Annotated in this window: 16 protein-coding genes; 6 read left to right on the top strand and 10 right to left on the bottom strand. The window is 31.5% G+C overall.

Features of this window, described 5'->3' with window-relative positions; all coding sequences use genetic code 11:
* Positions 1-68: 68 nt before the first annotated feature.
* The 8 genes from LCI24_RS08200 to LCI24_RS08235 all read right to left on the bottom strand — a co-directional run bounded on the left by LCI24_RS08200 (position 69) and on the right by LCI24_RS08235 (position 10175).
* Positions 69-3038 (bottom strand): M16 family metallopeptidase, encoded by a 2970-nt coding sequence (locus LCI24_RS08200; RefSeq protein ID WP_274639943.1) that lies wholly within the window; start codon positions 3036-3038, stop codon positions 69-71.
* A gap of 108 nt (positions 3039-3146) precedes the next feature.
* Positions 3147-4019 (bottom strand): succinate--CoA ligase subunit alpha, encoded by an 873-nt coding sequence (gene sucD, locus LCI24_RS08205; RefSeq protein WP_099214339.1) that lies wholly within the window; start codon positions 4017-4019, stop codon positions 3147-3149.
* Between the two features lie 75 nt (positions 4020-4094).
* A complete protein-coding gene (locus LCI24_RS08210) occupies positions 4095-5015 on the bottom strand; it encodes a UDP-3-O-(3-hydroxymyristoyl)glucosamine N-acyltransferase (protein WP_274639944.1) in 921 nt (306 codons plus the stop codon).
* Between the two features lie 39 nt (positions 5016-5054).
* Positions 5055-5621 carry an elongation factor P gene (efp, locus tag LCI24_RS08215; protein WP_047788759.1) on the bottom strand — a complete coding sequence of 189 codons (567 nt, stop codon included), beginning with the start codon at positions 5619-5621 and terminating at the stop codon, positions 5055-5057.
* Between the two features lie 44 nt (positions 5622-5665).
* Positions 5666-6451 (bottom strand): acyl-ACP--UDP-N-acetylglucosamine O-acyltransferase, encoded by a 786-nt coding sequence (lpxA, locus tag LCI24_RS08220; protein WP_274639945.1) that lies wholly within the window; start codon positions 6449-6451, stop codon positions 5666-5668.
* 1 nt (position 6452) lies between these two features.
* The gene (locus tag LCI24_RS08225; RefSeq protein ID WP_274639946.1) at positions 6453-7844 is read right to left on the bottom strand and encodes a bifunctional UDP-3-O-[3-hydroxymyristoyl] N-acetylglucosamine deacetylase/3-hydroxyacyl-ACP dehydratase; all 1392 of its coding nucleotides are present in this window, start codon (positions 7842-7844) and stop codon (positions 6453-6455) included.
* Positions 7837-8877, bottom strand: a complete 1041-nt coding sequence (gene lpxD / locus LCI24_RS08230) for a UDP-3-O-(3-hydroxymyristoyl)glucosamine N-acyltransferase (RefSeq protein WP_274639947.1) — start codon at positions 8875-8877, stop codon at positions 7837-7839. Before lpxD ends, LCI24_RS08225 begins: the two co-directional genes overlap by 8 nt.
* 65 nt (positions 8878-8942) lie before the next feature.
* Positions 8943-10175 (bottom strand): HD domain-containing protein, encoded by a 1233-nt coding sequence (locus LCI24_RS08235; protein WP_274639948.1) that lies wholly within the window; start codon positions 10173-10175, stop codon positions 8943-8945.
* Positions 10176-10327: 152 nt separating this feature from the next.
* On the opposite strand from LCI24_RS08235, the gene porX reads away from it, so the two are divergent.
* The 5 genes from porX to LCI24_RS08260 are packed head-to-tail and all read left to right on the top strand — an operon-like array spanning position 10328 to position 14563.
* Positions 10328-11875, top strand: coding sequence for a T9SS response regulator signal transducer PorX (gene porX, locus LCI24_RS08240; RefSeq protein ID WP_274640043.1), 1548 nt, complete (start codon positions 10328-10330; stop codon positions 11873-11875).
* Positions 11876-11906: 31 nt separating this feature from the next.
* Entirely contained in the window at positions 11907-12494 is a 588-nt protein-coding gene (locus tag LCI24_RS08245; protein WP_274639949.1) for a DUF1287 domain-containing protein, read from the top strand.
* A 41-nt stretch (positions 12495-12535) separates the two neighbouring features.
* Positions 12536-12949, top strand: coding sequence for a tRNA (adenosine(37)-N6)-threonylcarbamoyltransferase complex ATPase subunit type 1 TsaE (gene tsaE, locus LCI24_RS08250; RefSeq protein WP_274639950.1), 414 nt, complete (start codon positions 12536-12538; stop codon positions 12947-12949).
* A gap of 7 nt (positions 12950-12956) precedes the next feature.
* A complete protein-coding gene (locus LCI24_RS08255; protein WP_274639951.1) occupies positions 12957-14153 on the top strand; it encodes an alanine dehydrogenase in 1197 nt (398 codons plus the stop codon).
* 38 nt (positions 14154-14191) lie between these two features.
* Complete coding sequence (locus tag LCI24_RS08260) at positions 14192-14563, top strand: DUF4258 domain-containing protein (RefSeq protein ID WP_274639952.1); 372 nt, start codon at positions 14192-14194, stop codon at positions 14561-14563.
* Here LCI24_RS08260 and LCI24_RS08265 read toward each other — a convergent pair.
* Positions 14560-15153 (bottom strand): YdeI/OmpD-associated family protein, encoded by a 594-nt coding sequence (locus LCI24_RS08265; protein WP_274639953.1) that lies wholly within the window; start codon positions 15151-15153, stop codon positions 14560-14562. The genes LCI24_RS08260 and LCI24_RS08265 overlap by 4 nt on opposite strands.
* Before the next feature lie 74 nt (positions 15154-15227).
* Positions 15228-17423: a RecQ family ATP-dependent DNA helicase gene (locus LCI24_RS08270; RefSeq protein WP_274639954.1), complete on the bottom strand. Its 2196-nt coding sequence runs from the start codon at positions 17421-17423 to the stop codon at positions 15228-15230.
* 146 nt (positions 17424-17569) lie between these two features.
* Here LCI24_RS08270 and LCI24_RS08275 point away from each other — a divergent pair, with 146 nt between their 5' ends.
* Positions 17570-18538, top strand: a complete 969-nt coding sequence (locus LCI24_RS08275) for a KpsF/GutQ family sugar-phosphate isomerase (protein WP_099214326.1) — start codon at positions 17570-17572, stop codon at positions 18536-18538.

The raw sequence follows: 18538 nt of genomic DNA on the forward strand, positions 1-18538 counted from the left end.
TATAAAAAGAAAATCCTGCTAAAGATTATTTTTTAGCAGGATTTTATATTGATATAAACTTTAATAGATTAAGATTTCATCTTCTTTTCGTTTACATAATTAAATAAATAATCAACATCTAGTTCTTTTATTTTACCTAATTTTTGTAATGACTTAACATCTAAATCTTTTTTATTACCAATCACCATTACGTTGTAAGACTCTCCTTTTACATTTTTATCAAAAAATGCTTTTAAATCTTCTATAGTCATACCTTTAATAGTATTGTACATTTCCTCTCTATTATCATTATCAATTCCTAACTTTTTTAACCTTTCATACGACCAAAAGACGTTAGACTTTGTAATTCTTTGAGCGGCTATTTTCTTTAATGTAGCTTCTTTAGCTGCATTAAATTGCTTTTCTGCTTCTGGCATGTTATTCATTAAATCCATCATAGCATCTACCGCTTGTTCTAACTTATTTGCTTGCGTACCAACATAAGCCATTACATAGTTAGGATCTTCTTTTTTTCTGGCGTTTCTATAAGCTGCAAATGCAGAATAAGCCAACGATTTAGATTCTCTAATTTCTTGGAAAACGATTGATGATAACCCACTTCCGAAGTATGTGTTAAATAATGTTGAAGCTGCTAAGTTTTCTGGTTTAAATGGTTCTCCTTTAGCTAAAAACAACATTTCAGTTTGTACCATATCATAATCAGTATAAAAAACATTTCCACCAGTTTCAGTTTCAGCATATTCTTTTGCAGCGGGGTAGTCTTTTAACTCTCCTAAAATTTTATGATGATTGTTTAACGCAACAACTACAGCATCTATATCTTTACCATAATAGAAAATGCGTTGCTTATAATTTTTCATTCCTTTTACAATGTTTACAAGCTCTTCTGGATTGATGGCTTTTAACTCATCAATTTGCATAATATCTCTTAAACGAGAGTTTTCTCCATATTTTCCATAGCTATATAAACCATTCCATAGAATATTACCTTTTTGAGTTTTTCCGTCTTGACGACCTTTGTAGATTTTTTCTACATACTTATCATAAGCTTCTTGATCTGCTTTAGCGTTTTCCCACAAATGTTCTAACAATTCTAAACCTTTAGGTAAATTTTCTTTCAATCCACGTAAACCAACGTAAGTTTTATCATCTTGAGCGCTTACATAATAATCTACTCCTAACTTGTAAAACTCTTTTTTAATTTCTTCAGCAGAATATTTATCTGTACCTATATATTCTAGGTATCCAGCAGCAAGACTTAATTTTTTATCATTGTCTTTACCCATATCGAAAATGATGTTCAAGTCGAATAAGTCATTCTTTTCGTTTAAAACATAAGAAACTTTAATATCATTTACCATTTTAGTTTCTTTTATAGCTGTTTTATAATCGATAAACTTTGGTTGTAATGGAGCTGATTCAATTTTATTGAACTCCTTTAAAAACTCTGAACTTTTATTCCTGTTCAAGTTTACTGGAGTAATTCCTGGATTTTGAACTTTTACAATATTTTTATCTTCTCCTTTACGTTTATAAGTTACAACATAGTTATTCTGATAAAATTTGTTAGCAAAATCTACTAATTCTTGCTTTGAAATCTTTTTTAAATCATCTAAAAACTTCACCTTATCAGACCAATCTTCATGATGAATAAATGCATTAAAATAAGCGCTAGCTAAAGCTGTATTATTTTCATATTGACGAGTTTGACTTAATTTTAAATCATTTACAACAGCGTCAATCATCCAATCTTCAAACTCTCCTTTCTTTAATTTTTCAATTTGCTCTAATATTAAGTCTTTAACTTCATCCAAAGTTTGACCTGATTTAGGGTTTCCTGTAAAAGAATGGTAACCATAATCATTTAAAAATGTCGGAGAACAACTAGCTCTTTGAACTGCTTGCTTTTGATTTAAATTTAAATCTAATAAACCAGCATTACCATTAGCCATAATCATATCACAAAGTGTAACAAACTTTTCTTCTTCAGTATTTACACCTTTAGATCTATAAGCTATAGAAATTGATTCAGAAGTTGGACCAAAAACTTCTTTAATAATTGGTTGCGAAATTGACTCTTCTTCTGGTAAAATTGGGTGTGCTAATTCTTTCTTTTCAAATTTTCCAAAAGTTTCATCCACTTTTTTAATGGTAGCTTCAAAGTCTAGATCTCCAACTAATACTACAGCCATATTATTTGGTACGTAATACTTATCAAAATAGTTATGAATATCAACCATTGAAGGATTTTTTAGATGTTCTGCAGTTCCAATAGTAGTTTGTTGCCCGTAAGGATGATTAGGAAATAATCCTTCTAACATTGCTAAGTAACGCTTATCCCAATCATCATCTTGTCCTCTATTAAACTCTTCAAAAACAGCCTCTAATTCCGTGTGAAATAAACGAAGTACTAATGTACTAAAACGTTCTGCTTCTAAATCTAACCATTTATTTAACTCATTTGCAGGAATTTTGTTTTTATAAACAGTCTCTTCAAACCACGTGTGAGCATTAGTACCAGTAGCTCCTAATGAAGCAGTCATTTTATCATATTCATTAGCTACAGAATAGTTAGATGCTTCTAAGGAAACTTTATCTATTTCTTTATAAATAGATAATTTTTTAGCTGGATCTTCCTCTGTTCTATGTTGTTCGTATAAATCGGAAATCTTTGTTAAGTATTCTTTTTCTTTTCCCCAATCAACTGTCCCTATTTTATGAGTTCCTTTAAACACCATGTGTTCTAGATAGTGAGCCAAACCTGTTGATTCTTTTGGATCATAATTTGAACCAGCTCTAACCGCTATATATGTTTGAATTTTAGGTTCATCTGTATTCTTACTTAAATACACTTTAAGTCCATTTTCTAATGTATATAAGCGTAAACCTGCTGGGTCGTTGGTTACGGTTTCATAACTGAAACCATTCACATCTTTGTGTTGTTCTGTCTTTACCTCTTTTTCCGAAGTTGTTGTTTGCTTACAACTTATATGAGTTATAAGCAACATGCTAATACATAGCAATTTAATTGTTTTCATAAATAATTTAGTTTTGATTAAAATAAAAATCCATCGAATTTACAAATTCGATGGATTTTACAATAAAATAATATGTAATTTTAACAGTTAATGCTAAAATATTTTTCTTTATGCTAAAACTTTAGCTACCATTTCTCCAATTTTAGCAGGAGATTCTACAACGTGTACTCCATTTTCCGCTAAAATTTTCATTTTTGCTTGAGCTGTATCATCAGCACCACCGACGATAGCACCTGCATGCCCCATTGTTCTACCTGCTGGTGCAGTTTGCCCTGCGATAAAACCAACAACAGGCTTACGGTTACCATCAGCTTTAATCCAACGAGCAGCTTCAGCTTCTAAGTTACCTCCAATTTCACCAATCATTACGATTGCTTCAGTTTCGTCATCATTCATTAATAACTCAACAGCTTCTTTTGTAGTAGTTCCTATAATTGGATCTCCACCAATACCAATAGCTGTAGTAATTCCGTAACCTTGTTTTACAACTTGATCAGCAGCTTCATAAGTTAAAGTTCCCGATTTAGAAACAATACCTACTTTACCTTTCTTAAAGATAAACCCTGGCATAATTCCTACTTTTGCCTCTTCAGGAGTAATTACACCTGGACAGTTAGGCCCCACTAAAGTACAATCTAATTGGTCAATATAAGCTTTTACTTTTACCATATCAGCAGTAGGAATTCCTTCAGTAATACAAATGATTACTTTAATCCCAGCTTCAGCAGCTTCCATAATAGCGTCAGCAGCAAATGCTGGTGGCACAAAAATAATTGAAGTATCTGCTCCTGCTTTTTGCACAGCTTCGTCAACTGTATTAAAAACTGGTTTACCTAAATGCTCTTGACCTCCTTTACCTGGTGTTACACCTCCAACTACGTTTGTTCCGTAATCGATCATTTGGCCAGCGTGGAAAGTACCTTCGCTTCCTGTAAAACCTTGAACTATAATTTTTGAATCTTTATTTACTAAAACACTCATTGGTTTGCTTTTTATTATTTTTTTTAAGACAGACAAAAATAACTTTTTAATTGTGTTTTCACAATTAATTTTAGGTTACTTTTTTTCTTTATTTGTTGCATTTTTTAAATAGATGACTTCCCTTAGTGTTTGACGATACTCACGTTGTGGAGTTCCATAATACACTCCTTTTTTAAGAGATTTCGAGACCCCTGTCTGTGCCATCAAAACAGTACCCTTTTCAATTGTTAAACCACTAATAATACCTACTTGTCCCCAAATTGTAACTTCATCTTCAATGACAGTACACCCTGCAATACCTGTTTGTGCAGCTATTAAACATTTTTTACCTATCACAGTATCGTGACCTATATGCACTTGGTTATCGATTTTAGTTCCTTTTCCTATTAATGTATCTCCAGTTACACCTCTATCAATAGTACATGAAGCTCCTAAATCTACATTATCTTCAAGTACTACTCTACCTCCAGATATTAATTTATCAAAGCCTTCTGGTCTATTTTTATAATAGAAAGCATCTGCTCCTAAAACGGTATTTGCGTGAATTGTTACATTATCTCCTATTATACAATTATTGTTAATTGACACATTAGCATGAATTAAACAATTTTTACCAATTCTTACATTCTCTCCAATGAAAACATTTGGTTGTATAATAGTATTTTCTCCTATAATAGCAGATTCAGCAATACTACTTTTTGATGCTATAAAAGGGTTAAAGTGTTTGGTTATTTTATTAAAATCTCTAAATGGATCATTAGAAATTAATAATGATTTTCCTTCTGGACAATCTACTTTTTTGTTTATTAGTATTGTAGTAGCAGCTGAGTTTAATGCTTTATCATAGTATTTTGGATGATCTACAAAAACTATATCTCCCTTTTCTACTACATGAATTTCATTAATTCCTGTTATAGGAAAATTACTTTCTCCAACAAATTCAACATTTAATAACCCTGCTATTTGCTCTAGAGTTTGAGATTGTTTAAATTTCATCTTTAAAAAGAAATTCCCGCTAAAGCGGGAATATTAAATTTATTCTTTAATACGCTCCGTATATGCGCCTTTTTCAGTATCGATCTTTATTTTGTCTCCTTCATTAATAAATAAAGGTACATTAATTCTAGCACCAGTTTCAACAGTTGCTGGTTTAGTAGCATTTGTTGCTGTATTTCCTTTTACTCCTGGCTCAGTATGTGTTACTTCTAAAATTACGTGTGATGGCATTTCTACTGATAATGGCATACCATCTTCTGTATTTATTAAAACAGTAACTACTTCACCTTCTTTCATTAAATCTGGTGCATCTAATACTGATTTTTGAAGTGTAATTTGGTTATAATCTTCCGTATTCATGAAGTGGTATAAATCTCCTTCAGGATATAAATACTGAAATTTATGCGTTTCTACACGAACGTCATCAATCTTATGCCCAGCAGAAAAAGTATTATCTATCACTTTTCCAGATGTAACACTTTTAAGTTTTGTACGAACAAAAGCAGGTCCTTTACCTGGTTTTACATGTAAAAACTCAATGATTTTAAATATGTCGTGATTATACTTTATACATAATCCTTTTTTAATATCTGATGTTGATGCCATTTATTTGATCTTTATAGTTGCTCTTATAAGTGCAATTTTAATAATTAATTTGCTTTAAAATATCCTTTCATGATTCCGCGATGCGAATCTTTTATAAATTGAATAATTTCATCTCTCTCTGAGGTTGCTTCCATTTCAGCTTCTATAATATCAATCGCTTGAGAGTTATTATAGTTCTTCTGAAATAAAATACGATAAACGTCCTGAATTTCTCTAATCTTTTCAGTTGTAAAACCTCTTCTTCTCAACCCTACTGAGTTAATTCCTACATATGACAAAGGCTCTCTTGCTGCTTTTACATAAGGAGGAACATCTTTACGAACTAACGACCCACCTGTTACAAAAGCATGATTTCCTACTGAAGCAAATTGATGTACTGCCACCATGCCTGCAAGTACCACATTATCACCCACTGTTACGTGACCTGCTAAAGTTGAATTATTTGAAAAAATACAGTTATCTCCCACTTTACAATCGTGCGCAATATGACAATACGCCATAATTAAACAGTTATCTCCAATAACTGTTTTCATTCTATCTGAAGTTCCTCTGTTAATGGTTACACACTCTCTTATAGTAACGTTGTCTCCTATTTCTACGGTCGTATCCTCATCATTATATTTTAAATCTTGAGGAATAGCTGAAATAACAGCACCTGGAAAAATTCGACAGTTTTTACCGATGCGCGCACCTTCCATAATAGTTACATTGGAACCTATCCATGTTCCTGAACCTATTTCTACATTTGCATGAATGGTGGTAAAAGGTTCAATAACTACATTTCTAGCTATTTTTGCTTGAGGGTGTACGTACGCAAGTGGTTGATTCATATTATTTTACTTTTGAAATTTGTGCCATAAGTTCTGCCTCACACACTAGCTTTCCATTAGCGTATGCATAAGCTTGCATATGAGCAATACCTCTTCTTATAGGTGTGATTAATTCACTTTTAAATATTAATGTATCTCCTGGTAATACTTTCTGTTTGAACTTAACATTATCCATTTTCATGAAATATGTTAAGTAGTTTTCAGGGTCTGGAACTGTATTTAATACTAAAACACCACCACACTGTGCCATAGCCTCTACTTGAAGAACCCCAGGCATTACTGGAGCTCCAGGGAAATGTCCTACAAAGAAATCTTCATTCATAGTAACATTCTTCATCCCTACCACATGTTTATCAGACAACTCTATAATTCTGTCAATTAATAAGAATGGAGGTCTGTGAGGTAAAATATCCATTATTTTATGGATATCCATTAATGGTGGTTGGTTTAAATCATAAGAAGGAACATTATTTCTTTTTTCCTTTTTTATGATTTTAGCTAATTTCTTAGCAAAAGTAGTATTTACAGAATGTCCTGGCTTATTAGCTATTACTTTTCCTTTGATTCTAATACCTGTTAAAGCCAAATCACCAATAACATCTAACAACTTATGACGCGCAGCTTCATTAGCCCAATGTAATGTTAAGTTATCTAAAACTCCGTTAGGCTTTACAGTAATATTATCTTTATTAAAGGCTTTTTTTAACTTTTCCATTGTGCCATCAGACAATTCCTTGTCGACATAAACAATAGCATTATTCAAGTCTCCACCTTTAATTAAGTCATGTTCTAACAACATTTCAATTTCATGTAAGAAACTAAATGTTCTTGCTGCTGAAATTTCTTCTTTAAAGTCTGAAATCGTATTTAATGTTGCATTTTGAGTTCCTAATATTTTAGTTCCAAAATCTACCATAGTAGTTACTTGGTACTCATCTGAAGGCATTAAAATAATTTCACTTCCAGTTACTTCATCTTTGTATGAAATAATTTCTTTTACTACATACTCTTCTATCTCAGCTTCTTGTTCAACAATTCCTGCTTTTTCTAGAGCTTCAATAAAAAACTTAGAAGACCCATCCATAATTGGAGGTTCAGAAGCATTAATTTCTATCAATAAGTTATCAATATCTAATCCAACTGCTGCAGCTAAAACGTGTTCAGATGTTTGTATCTGAACTCCATTTTTTTCAAGGTTTGTTCCTCTTTGTGTGTTTGTTACATAATCAGCTTTTGCTTCTATTACTGGCTCCCCTTCTAAATCCACTCGCTTAAAAGCAAATCCATGATTTTCTGGAGCTGGTTTAAAAACCATTGTAACTTCATTACCAGTGTGTAATCCAACACCTGATAATGTAACTTCGTTTTGTATTGTTTTTTGTTTCTTACTCATTTTTTACTTTTTGAGCATTCAACTCTTTTTCTATTTTATGTATTGTAGTTGCTAATTTTGGTAAGTTTTTAAAGTGTACGTAAGACTTACTATAGTCTGAATATCCAAATGCTGGAGACCCTTGTACTACCTCTTCATCTTTTAAACTTTTTCCTATTCCTGATTGAGCTTGGATTTTTACATTGTTTCCAATGGTTATATGTCCAACAATCCCTACTTGACCTCCAATCATACAGTTCTCTCCTATTTTAGTAGATCCTGCAATCCCTGTTTGAGAAGCTATTACAGTGTTTTTACCTATCTCAACATTATGAGCTATTTGGATTTGGTTGTCTAGTTTTACTCCTTTTCGAATTATTGTTGATCCAAGAGTAGCTCTATCAATAGTTGAATTAGACCCCACATCTACGTTATCTTCTATAATAACGTTTCCTATTTGTGGTATTGCTTTATACTCACCATTTTCATCTGGTGCAAATCCAAAACCGTCTGCTCCAATTACTGTTCCTGAATGAATTTTACAGTTTTTACCTACTACAGTTTCAGAATATATTTTTACTCCTGCAAAAACAACTGTATTATCACCAATTGTTACATTATCTCCTATATAAGAATTAGGATAAATTTTAACATTATTGCCTAAAACTACATTTTCACCAACATAAGCATAAGCTCCTATATACTCATTATCTCCAATAGTAGCTGAATTAGCTATAAAATGAGGATTTTCTCTTCCTTTCTTATTATTTTTCACTTCATTGTAAAACTCCAAAAGTTTTGAAAATGCTTTATAAGCATCTTCAACCTTAATTAAAGTAGTTTCAATTTCCCTCTCAGGAACAAAACTCTTATTTACAATAGCTACTGATGCTTGAGTTGTATATATATACGAGTTATACTTTGGATTTGATAAAAAGGTTAATGAACCTTCTTTGCCTTCTTCTATCTTAGAAAGTGTAGATACTTCAGCTTCCGGATTCCCTTCAATCTCTCCTTCTAAAATATCGGCTATTTGTTTTGCTGTAAATTTCATTATCTGCAAAAGTAATTATTTTTGTTCAAATACCTCTCGATTAGAATTTGTTTCTAAGTATTCGTCTAGTTTATTTTCTTAGGATAACAAAGGTAATACTTCACTACAGGTTTTGTTAATGCTTTAAGGTTTAACTGATCAGAAGCTTTTGCTATGTCTTTAAGCTTACCTTTTTTTGTGTAAATTTTAATTGGCTTTTTGGTATTATATGCTTGGTGCTTTATTTCATTTGAAAAAACAAAATATTCAAGTTCTTTTTCACTTAAATCTACAAGCTTTCTTAATTTTTTACGCCTCTTTTCAATATACTCCTCAGTAAATGGTTTTTCCTGAATTTCAATCTTTAACAAACTTCTATCAATGATTTTTGTAGCTAGAGTAGACAAAATAAAATCCTCATGATTCTTCCATTCTTTTATTGCTGATAAAACATCATAGTCGTCTAGCTCAGAGAATATTTCTAATGTTTTATTTGAAAAATTCTCTTTATTTATCGGATTATATAAAAAATACTTAAGAGCTCTGCTAGAAGGAAGCTCCACTCCTTTTGTAGCTAGCTCCTTTGCTCTTTTTAATATACTAACCAGAAGGTTTTCTGCTACTAAGCCAGTTTTATGTAAATAAACTTGCCAATACATTAGGCGTCGCGCGATAACAAATTTTTCTACTGAATAAATTCCTTTTTGTTCAATAACTAATTCATTATCCACTACATTCATCATTGCTATTAAACGATCTGATGAAATGTTTCCTTCCGCTACTCCAGTAAAAAAACTATCTCTTTTTAAATAGTCTAACCTGTCAATATCTAACTGACTTGATATTAGTTGGTATAAAAACTTACGTGGATGCTTCCCTTCGAATACTTGAATGGCTAAACTTAACTTTCCTTCAAATTCATCATTCAAGGCTTTCATAAATTTTAATGAAATTTCTTCATGAGTAATTTCATTTACAATACTATGTTCTAATGCATGTGAATATGCCCCATGACCTATGTCATGTAATAAAATAGCTATATACAAAGCATTCGCTTCTTCTTCTGAAATTTCAACATTTTTCATTCGTAACACATGTACAGCTTTTTGCATTAAATGCATACAACCTATTGCATGATGAAAACGAGTATGATTAGCTCCAGGATATACTAAATTTGATAGCCCCATCTGTGTTACTCTACGTAACCTTTGAAAATAAGGATGCTCAATAATATCAAAAATTAGGGAGTTTGGAATCGAGATAAATCCATAAATAGGATCATTAATTATCTTTAATTTGTTGGTTTTTGATTTCTTCAAAATGTATAAATCCTTGAATTTTAAACAAAAAAATCATAATTTATCTACAAAACCAAATTAACCAGCGTTTAATTAACGTATTTTTAGCTTTTATAAACACAACAAAACTACTTTTAACCGTTATTTAGGTAGAAAACAAGTTGAAAATTATGATGAGAAACATACATATTCTTTGGGTAGATGACGAAATAGATTTATTAAAACCACATATATTATTTTTAGAAAAAAAAGATTATAAAGTTACAACCTGCACCAATGGTACTGATGCTATTGACTTGGTTAGTGAAAATAATTTTGATATTGTTTTTTTAGATGAAAACATGCCTGGTATTACAGGCTTGGAAACACTTTCTGATATCAAACAAAAAAACACAAACCTCCCTGTGGTTATGATTACCAAAAGTGAGGAAGAGTATCTTATGGAGGAAGCTATTGGTTCTAAGATTGCAGACTACTTAATTAAGCCAGTGAATCCTAATCAAATATTATTGAGTTTAAAAAAGAATTTAGACCACTCTCGTTTAATTTCTGAAAAAACTACATCAAGTTACCAACAAGAATTCAGAAAAATCTCTATGGATTTAGCTATGGTAAATTCTTATGAGGAATGGGCTGAACTATATAAAAAACTAGTTCATTGGGAGCTTGAATTAGAAAATATTAATGACACTGGAATGTTAGAGATTTTAGAGTCTCAAAAATCTGAAGCTAACTCACAATTTTTTAAATTCATTAAAAAGAATTACCAACACTGGTTAACTGGAGATGATAAACCTACATTTTCGCACACACTTTTTAAAGATTACATAGTACCAAACTTATCAAAAAACCAAGGTGTTTTATGGGTAGTAATTGACAACCTTCGTTATGACCAATACAGGGTTTTAGAACCTTTTATCAATAATTATTTTAAAAAGGAAGAGGAATATTCATACTACAGTATTTTACCTACAGCTACTCAATATGCTCGTAATGCTATATTCTCTGGCTTAATGCCCTCTGAAATGGAAAAAAGACATCCAAATTATTGGAAAAATGATATTGATGAAGGTGGTAAAAACTTATTTGAAGCTGATTTTTTAGAAGAGCAAATCAAACGTTTAGGACTGAATATTACACATGAATATTACAAAATAGTTTCTTTAAAAAGTGGAAAAGATTTAGCTGATAATTATAACGGAACGCGACAAAATGACCTTACAGCTGTAGTATACAACTTTGTTGATATGCTTTCACATGCTAAGACTGAAATGGAAGTTATCAAGGAGCTGGCTGGTGACGATAAAGCCTATCGATCTTTAACTGTAAGCTGGTTCAAAAACTCTCCTCTTTATGATATTATTCAAAAGGCTCAAAAATTAGGACAAAAGTTAATCATTACAACCGATCATGGTACTATAAACTGTAAGCACCCTACTAAAGTTATTGGTGATAAGAACATTAGTTCTAACTTACGATATAAAACTGGTAGAAGTTTGAGTTATGAAGACAAAGATGTATACGCGGTTAAAAACCCAAAAGATATTTTCTTGCCCTCAGTAGCTATTAACAGTCCTTTTATATTTACAAAAGAAGATCTGTTTTTTGCTTACCCAAACAATTATAATCATTTTGTAAAGTATTATAAAAACACTTATCAACATGGAGGAATTTCACTGGAAGAGATGATTATTCCTTGTGCTGTTTATAATCCAAAATAGCTTTTTAGCTTTTTTTAAAATTAGTGTTGACATGAAAATTAAGTTTCAGTTTCTATTATTTTTATCTTTTTTTGCTTGCTCCTACTCTTTAATAGCTCAAGAAAATAAACTTTCTACTGCTGCTTTAGAGCTGACAAAAAATAAAGTTACTTACGATCCTAGTTACTTCTCTATACCTTACCCTAAAGGAGATGTTCCAAAAGACAAAGGAGTTTGTACTGATGTTATTATTCGCGCCTATCGTAAATTAGGAGTAGATTTACAGCAAGAAGTTCATGAAGATATGAAAGCTAACTTTTCATTGTATCCTAAAATATGGGGACTTAAAAATACTGACACTAATATAGACCACAGAAGAGTACCTAATTTAATGACCTTTTTTAAAAGAAAAGGAACTATTAAGAAGACTACTATAAATCCTAATAATTATTTACCTGGGGATATTGTTTGTTGGAGTTTAGGAGGAGGGTTAACTCATATTGGGATAGTTTCATCTAAAAAATCACCAACCAATAATCAACAATACTTGATAGTACATAACATTGGAGCTGGTCAAGTTTTAGAAGATTGTTTATTCAATTTTAAAATTATTGGTCATTATAGCTATAAGAACAAATAAACTATAGTAATTTACCATCTACTTCTTTATTTTTGCTACTTATGAACAGAGATTATTCACTAAACGAATTAACAGCTGTAGCTGAAGAAATCATAGCTACTACCCAACATAAAATTCTACTTTTTTATGGAGAAATGGGCGTTGGTAAAACAACTTTAATAAAAGAAATATGTAAAGTTTTGGGTGTAGAAGATATTGCCCACTCTCCTACTTTTTCACTAGTTAATGAGTATAAGACTTCCTCTAACGAAACAGTATATCATTTTGATTTTTACCGTATTGAAAAAGAAGAAGAAGCGTATGACATGGGTGTTGAAGATTATTTATATAGTAATAATTGGTGTTTAGTTGAGTGGCCTGAAAATGTTAAAAATTTACTACCTTTAGATACTGTTTCAATATCAATTAGTTTGCTAGAAAACGGGCAACGAAACATTCAATTAAAAACTAACTAAATTTTAGATGGGTTCTATTTCACCTTTTACCAAAGAGCAGTTAATGCCACAAACCGAAATGCTTGAAATTAAAAAGCAAAAAGGAGATTTATTTATAGGTTTACCAAAAGAAACTCATTTTGAAGAAAAACGAATTAGTTTGTCTCCCGATGCAGTTGCTGCATTAGTCGCTCACGGACATAGGATTGTGATTGAGACTGGTGCTGGTGATGGAGCTAATTACAGTGATCAAGAATATTCAGATGCTGGAGCTAAGATATCGTACGATGTTAAAGAAGCTTTTGCTTGTAATATTGTATTAAAGGTAGAGCCACCATCTTTAGAAGAAATTAAAATGTTAAACCCACAAACGGTTTTAATTTCTGCTCTACAATTAAAAACACAAGACAAAAAATATTTTGAAGCACTTGCTAAAAAAAGAGTAACAGCAATTGCTTTTGACTATATTAAAGATGAGCATGGCGTATTTCCTATTGTAAAATCATTAAGTGAAATTGCAGGAATCGCTTCTATGCACATTGCTGCAGAGCTTATGACAGCTTCTAATGGAGGAAATGGCTTACTGCTAGGTAATATAGGAGGTGTTCCTCCTACTGATGTAGTAATTCTAGGAGCAGGAACTGTTGGAGAATTTGCTGCTAAAACAGCCATAGGTTTAGGAGCGCGAGTAAAAGTTTTTGATAACTCAATAACTAAGCTCCGTAACTTACAGTCGTGTGTACAAGCACCTATTTACACTTCAACTATCCAACCTAAAACCTTACAAAAAGCTTTAATGCGATGTGATGTTGCTATTGGGGCTATTAGAGGAAAAGATCGCTCTCCTGTAGTTGTTACCGAAGAAATGATTGAACAAATGAAAGATGGAGCTGTTATTGTTGATGTAAGTATTGATAGAGGTGGTTGTTTTGAAACCTCTCAAGTTACTACACATAGTAAGCCTACATTCGCTAACCATGGAGTAATTCATTATTGTGTTCCTAATATTCCTTCAAGGTATTCTAGAACCGCTTCTGTATCTATCAGTAATATATTTACACCTTATTTATTAGAAATTGCTGAAGAAGGAGGTTTTGAAAATGCTGCTCGTTTTGATAAAAGTTTACGTAATGGAATGTATTTTTATCATGGAATTTTAACCAATAAAACTGTAGCAGACTGGTTTGACCTTCCTTACAGAGATATTAATTTATTGATTTTATAGTTCTATTTTACTTACTTTTGCACTTCAATTTTTAAATTATGCAGTGGTTAAAACGTGTTGGTTATTATTTAATAGGAATTGCCCTAGGTAGTTTAGTTGTTCTTTTTATTTGGAAAGGTAAAGATGTTTCTTTTGACTATGGAATGGACGCTCGTACTTTAAAAACAATTAGAATTAAAAAGCGTTTGTTTTCTGATAATGCTCAGCAAATATTAGCAACTTCTAAAATTGATACTGCTACTATTTCTACTATTTTAAATCATGGAGATGTAAATTTTGGAAAAAGCAAACCTCGTTTAAAACCTTGTGCGGAGTATTTTATTACTGGGAAAGATAGTTTAAATCATATCGATTTGTATGTTATACGTTGTGATTCAACCGCTACAATTGATAAAATTACTATTAACTAGCAGTTTTTATACTTATCATACAAGCCTATTCCGTTTAATATCATTGGAATTATTTTTTCAAGTCTTTTTTCTTTCGTAGCTTCTCTCTTAGCCTCGGATATATAATCGGTAAACTCCCTTTGTTTACTTAAAATAAGTCGACTGAAAGCTTCTTTTAGTCTATCATTTCTATCTAGCTCTAACTGTAATTTTTCTGGAATAACTATAGGTTTGATATTCTTTTTAGGTTTTAACTCTTTTCCTTCTTCTGAGTTTTTAATAGCCTCTAATACATATTGTTTTATCAATACTATATTAATCTCATCCAATTGATTAAATCTCCATTGACGCATTGCTTGTGTTTTTCCTTCTTGAGCATTTTCCAATACTTCTTCTTTATCAGTTAAAAAGCAACCTTGAAAAAACCATAAGCCACAATAATTTTTAAAAGCAGATAAACCAACTATATTTTTACCTTTATACACATAAACAGGAGCTCCCCACTTAATGGTTTCATCTACAGGGAGATCTAAAAAAACAGAACGCAAGAGATTTAACTCTTGCGTCCAATTACTTTTATCTTCTATATATTCTGATACTCTAGGATTCATTTTGCTATTTATTCTTCTAAAAACATCTTCCAGCTTACACCAAACTTACCTATTAGTATATTACTTAGTTATTTTTAGTTAGCTATTTCACTTGTAAATTTAATACGCATTAATCGCAATTCATCATCATCATAATCTCCATCAAACTCATCTAAGGCTTCTTGAATTTTATCAGTTTCAGCTTCCATAAAATAATCATGGATTTCTTCCTGTTGATCTTCATCAAGTAAGTCATCTACAGCATAATCGATATTTAACTTAGTTCCAGAAAATACAATAGCCTCCATTTCTTTTATCAACTCAGACATTTCTAAACCTTTAGATTTTGCGATATCTTCTAGAGGTAATTTTCTATCTGTATTTTGAATGATATAAAGTTTTAATCCAGAATTTACTCCTGTACTCTTAACTATTAAATCATCAGGACGCATAATTTCATTGTCTTCCACATATTTTGAAATGAGTGCAACGAAATCTTTACCGTATTTTTTAGCTTTACCCTCTCCAACACCATGAACTTTTGCTAATTCATCTAATGTTACAGGGTATTTTAATGCCATATCATCTAAAGATGGATCTTGAAAAACAGCAAAAGGCGGTACTCCTAAACGTTTTCCTACAGTTTTCCTTAAATCTTTCAACATCGCTACCAACTTATCATCTACTCCTCCTGCAGACTTTTCATTAGTAATAATAGTACCATCATCCGCTGTCTTATAAACATGATTTTCTGTCATCATAAATGATGATGGATTTTTTATAAACTCTTTACCTTCTTTAGTTAGCTTTAATACACCATACTGTTCTATTTCTTTCTTAATTAAATCCGCCACTAGTACTTGACGAATTAAAGCCATCCAGTAATGATTGTCTTTTGCTTTACCAACACCAAAAAAAGGTTGAATATTTGTTTTGTGAGACTTTAACAATGCATTTTCTTTACCTATTATTGTATTTACAATTTCTTTAGGCTTATACATTTCGCTAGTATCTCTAATAACAGAAAGTAAGGTTACTACTTCATCTTTTGCTTCGTGCTTTTTCTTAGGATTTCGCATATTGTCATCCATATCAGCACCTTCTCCATTTACTTCATCAAATTCTTCTCCAAAATAGTGAAGTAAGTATTTACGCCTGTTCATTGACGTTTCTGCATACCCAACAACTTCTTGTAAAAGAGCATGCCCTACTTCTTGTTCTGCTACTGGCTTGTTAGCCATGAATTTTTCAAGCTTTTCAATATCTTTATATGAGTAAAAAGTTAAACAATAACCTTCTCCTCCATCACGACCAGCTCTACCTGTTTCTTGATAATAACTCTCTAAACTTTTAGGAATGTCATGGTGTATTACAAAACGAACATCAGGTTTATCAATCCCCATACCGAAAGCAATTGTAGCTACTACAACATCACAATCTTCCATCAAAAACATGTCTTGATGCTTAACACGTGTTTTTGCATCTAATCCTGCATGGTAAGGAACTGCATTTATTCCGTTCACTTGTAAAATTTGAGCTATTTCTTCTACTTTTTTACGACTTAAACAGTATATGATTCCAGATTTTCCTATTCGTTGTTTTATAAAGCGAATTATATCTTTTTCTACCTCTTTAGTCTTTGGTCTAACTTCGTAGAATAAATTTGATCTGTTAAAAGATGCTTTAAATACATTCGCATCCGTCATTCCAAGAGTTTTAAGAATATCCTCTTGTACTTTTTCTGTTGCGGTTGCTGTTAAACCAATAATTGGTACATTATCAATCTGCTTAATAATATTTCTTAGATTTCTGTATTCAGGCCTAAAATCGTGCCCCCATTCAGAAATACAGTGTGCTTCATCAATCGCTACAAACGATATTTTTTGTTTCCTAAGGAACTCAGCATATTCTTCTTTTATTAAAGATTCAGGAGCTACATACAATAATTTTGTAATTCCCGATTCAATATCTGATTTTACCTGAGCAATCTCCGATTTGTTTAACGAAGAGTTTAATACATGGGCTATCCCATGGTTTTCAGAAATTCCTCTAATGGCATCTACTTGATTTTTCATTAAGGCAATTAATGGTGATACCACAATTGCTGTACCTTCCTTCATTAAGGCAGGTAATTGATAACATAGCGACTTACCACCACCAGTAGGCATAATAACAAATGTGTTTTTATTTGCTAACACACTGTTAACTACATCTTCTTGTAGCCCTTTAAACTGGTTAAATCCGAAGATTTTTTTTAATGATCCATATAAATCCGTCTGCTCTTTATTCATCTTCTAATATCAAAAATTAAAAACGAGAACTAATTTACAAAAATTCCCAACAATACATAACGTAAACTTTCTTTTTATTAAAAAAGATTTTCTTCTCAAATATTCCTATTTTTACACTTTAAAAATATACTTAAAACTTTTTTAACTTGAAAGACGCAAACGCTATTCTCTCAACCGCAAAAGATACTATTCTTTTAGAAAGTAATGCTATTGCTAATTTAGCAAATTTATTAAATAGCTCGTTTACGGACGCTGTTAATTTTATATTTAATTCAAAAGGGCGTGTTATTGTAACTGGTATTGGAAAAAGTGCCAATATTGCTACTAAAATGGTAGCTACTTTTAACTCAACAGGTACACCTGCTGTTTTTATGCATGCTGCTGATGCTATACATGGTGATTTAGGTAATGTGCAGGATGATGATGTGGTGATTTGTATTTCTAAAAGTGGGAATACTCCTGAAATAAAAGTGTTGGTACCTTTAATTAAAAACTATAACAATAAAATTATAGCTATAACAGGAAACCCTGATTCTTTCTTAGGAAAAAATGCCGACTTCCTTTTAAATTCTTTTGTAGATAAAGAGGCTTGTCCTAACAACTTAGCTCCTACAACAAGTACTACAGCTCAATTAGTTTTAGGGGACGCTTTAGCCGTTTGTTTATTAGAATTAAGAGGTTTTACTAGTAGTGATTTTGCAAAATATCACCCTGGAGGAGCTTTAGGAAAACGTCTGTATTTAAGAGTTTCTGATCTTATTAAAAATAATGAATTACCAAAAGTAAAAAGTACAGATAAAGTTACTCAAGTAATTGTTGAAATATCAGAAAAACGCTTAGGTGTAACTGCCGTTGTTGATAATGATAAAATTGCAGGAATTATTACCGATGGAGATATTCGTAGAATGCTAAGTAAAACGACAAAAATAGACGAGCTTACTGCTGCTGATATTATGAGTACTACCCCAAAGACAATAGACGTAGATGCTATGGCTGTTGAAGCTTTAGATACTTTAGAAAACAACAATATTACCCAAATTTTAGTTACTGATGCAGACAACAATTATGTAGGTGTGGTACACTTACATGATTTAATTAAAGAAGGAATATTTTAA

It is taken from the genome of Tenacibaculum larymnensis (genome assembly GCF_028829235.1).
Lineage (GTDB): Bacteria > Bacteroidota > Bacteroidia > Flavobacteriales > Flavobacteriaceae > Polaribacter > Polaribacter larymnensis.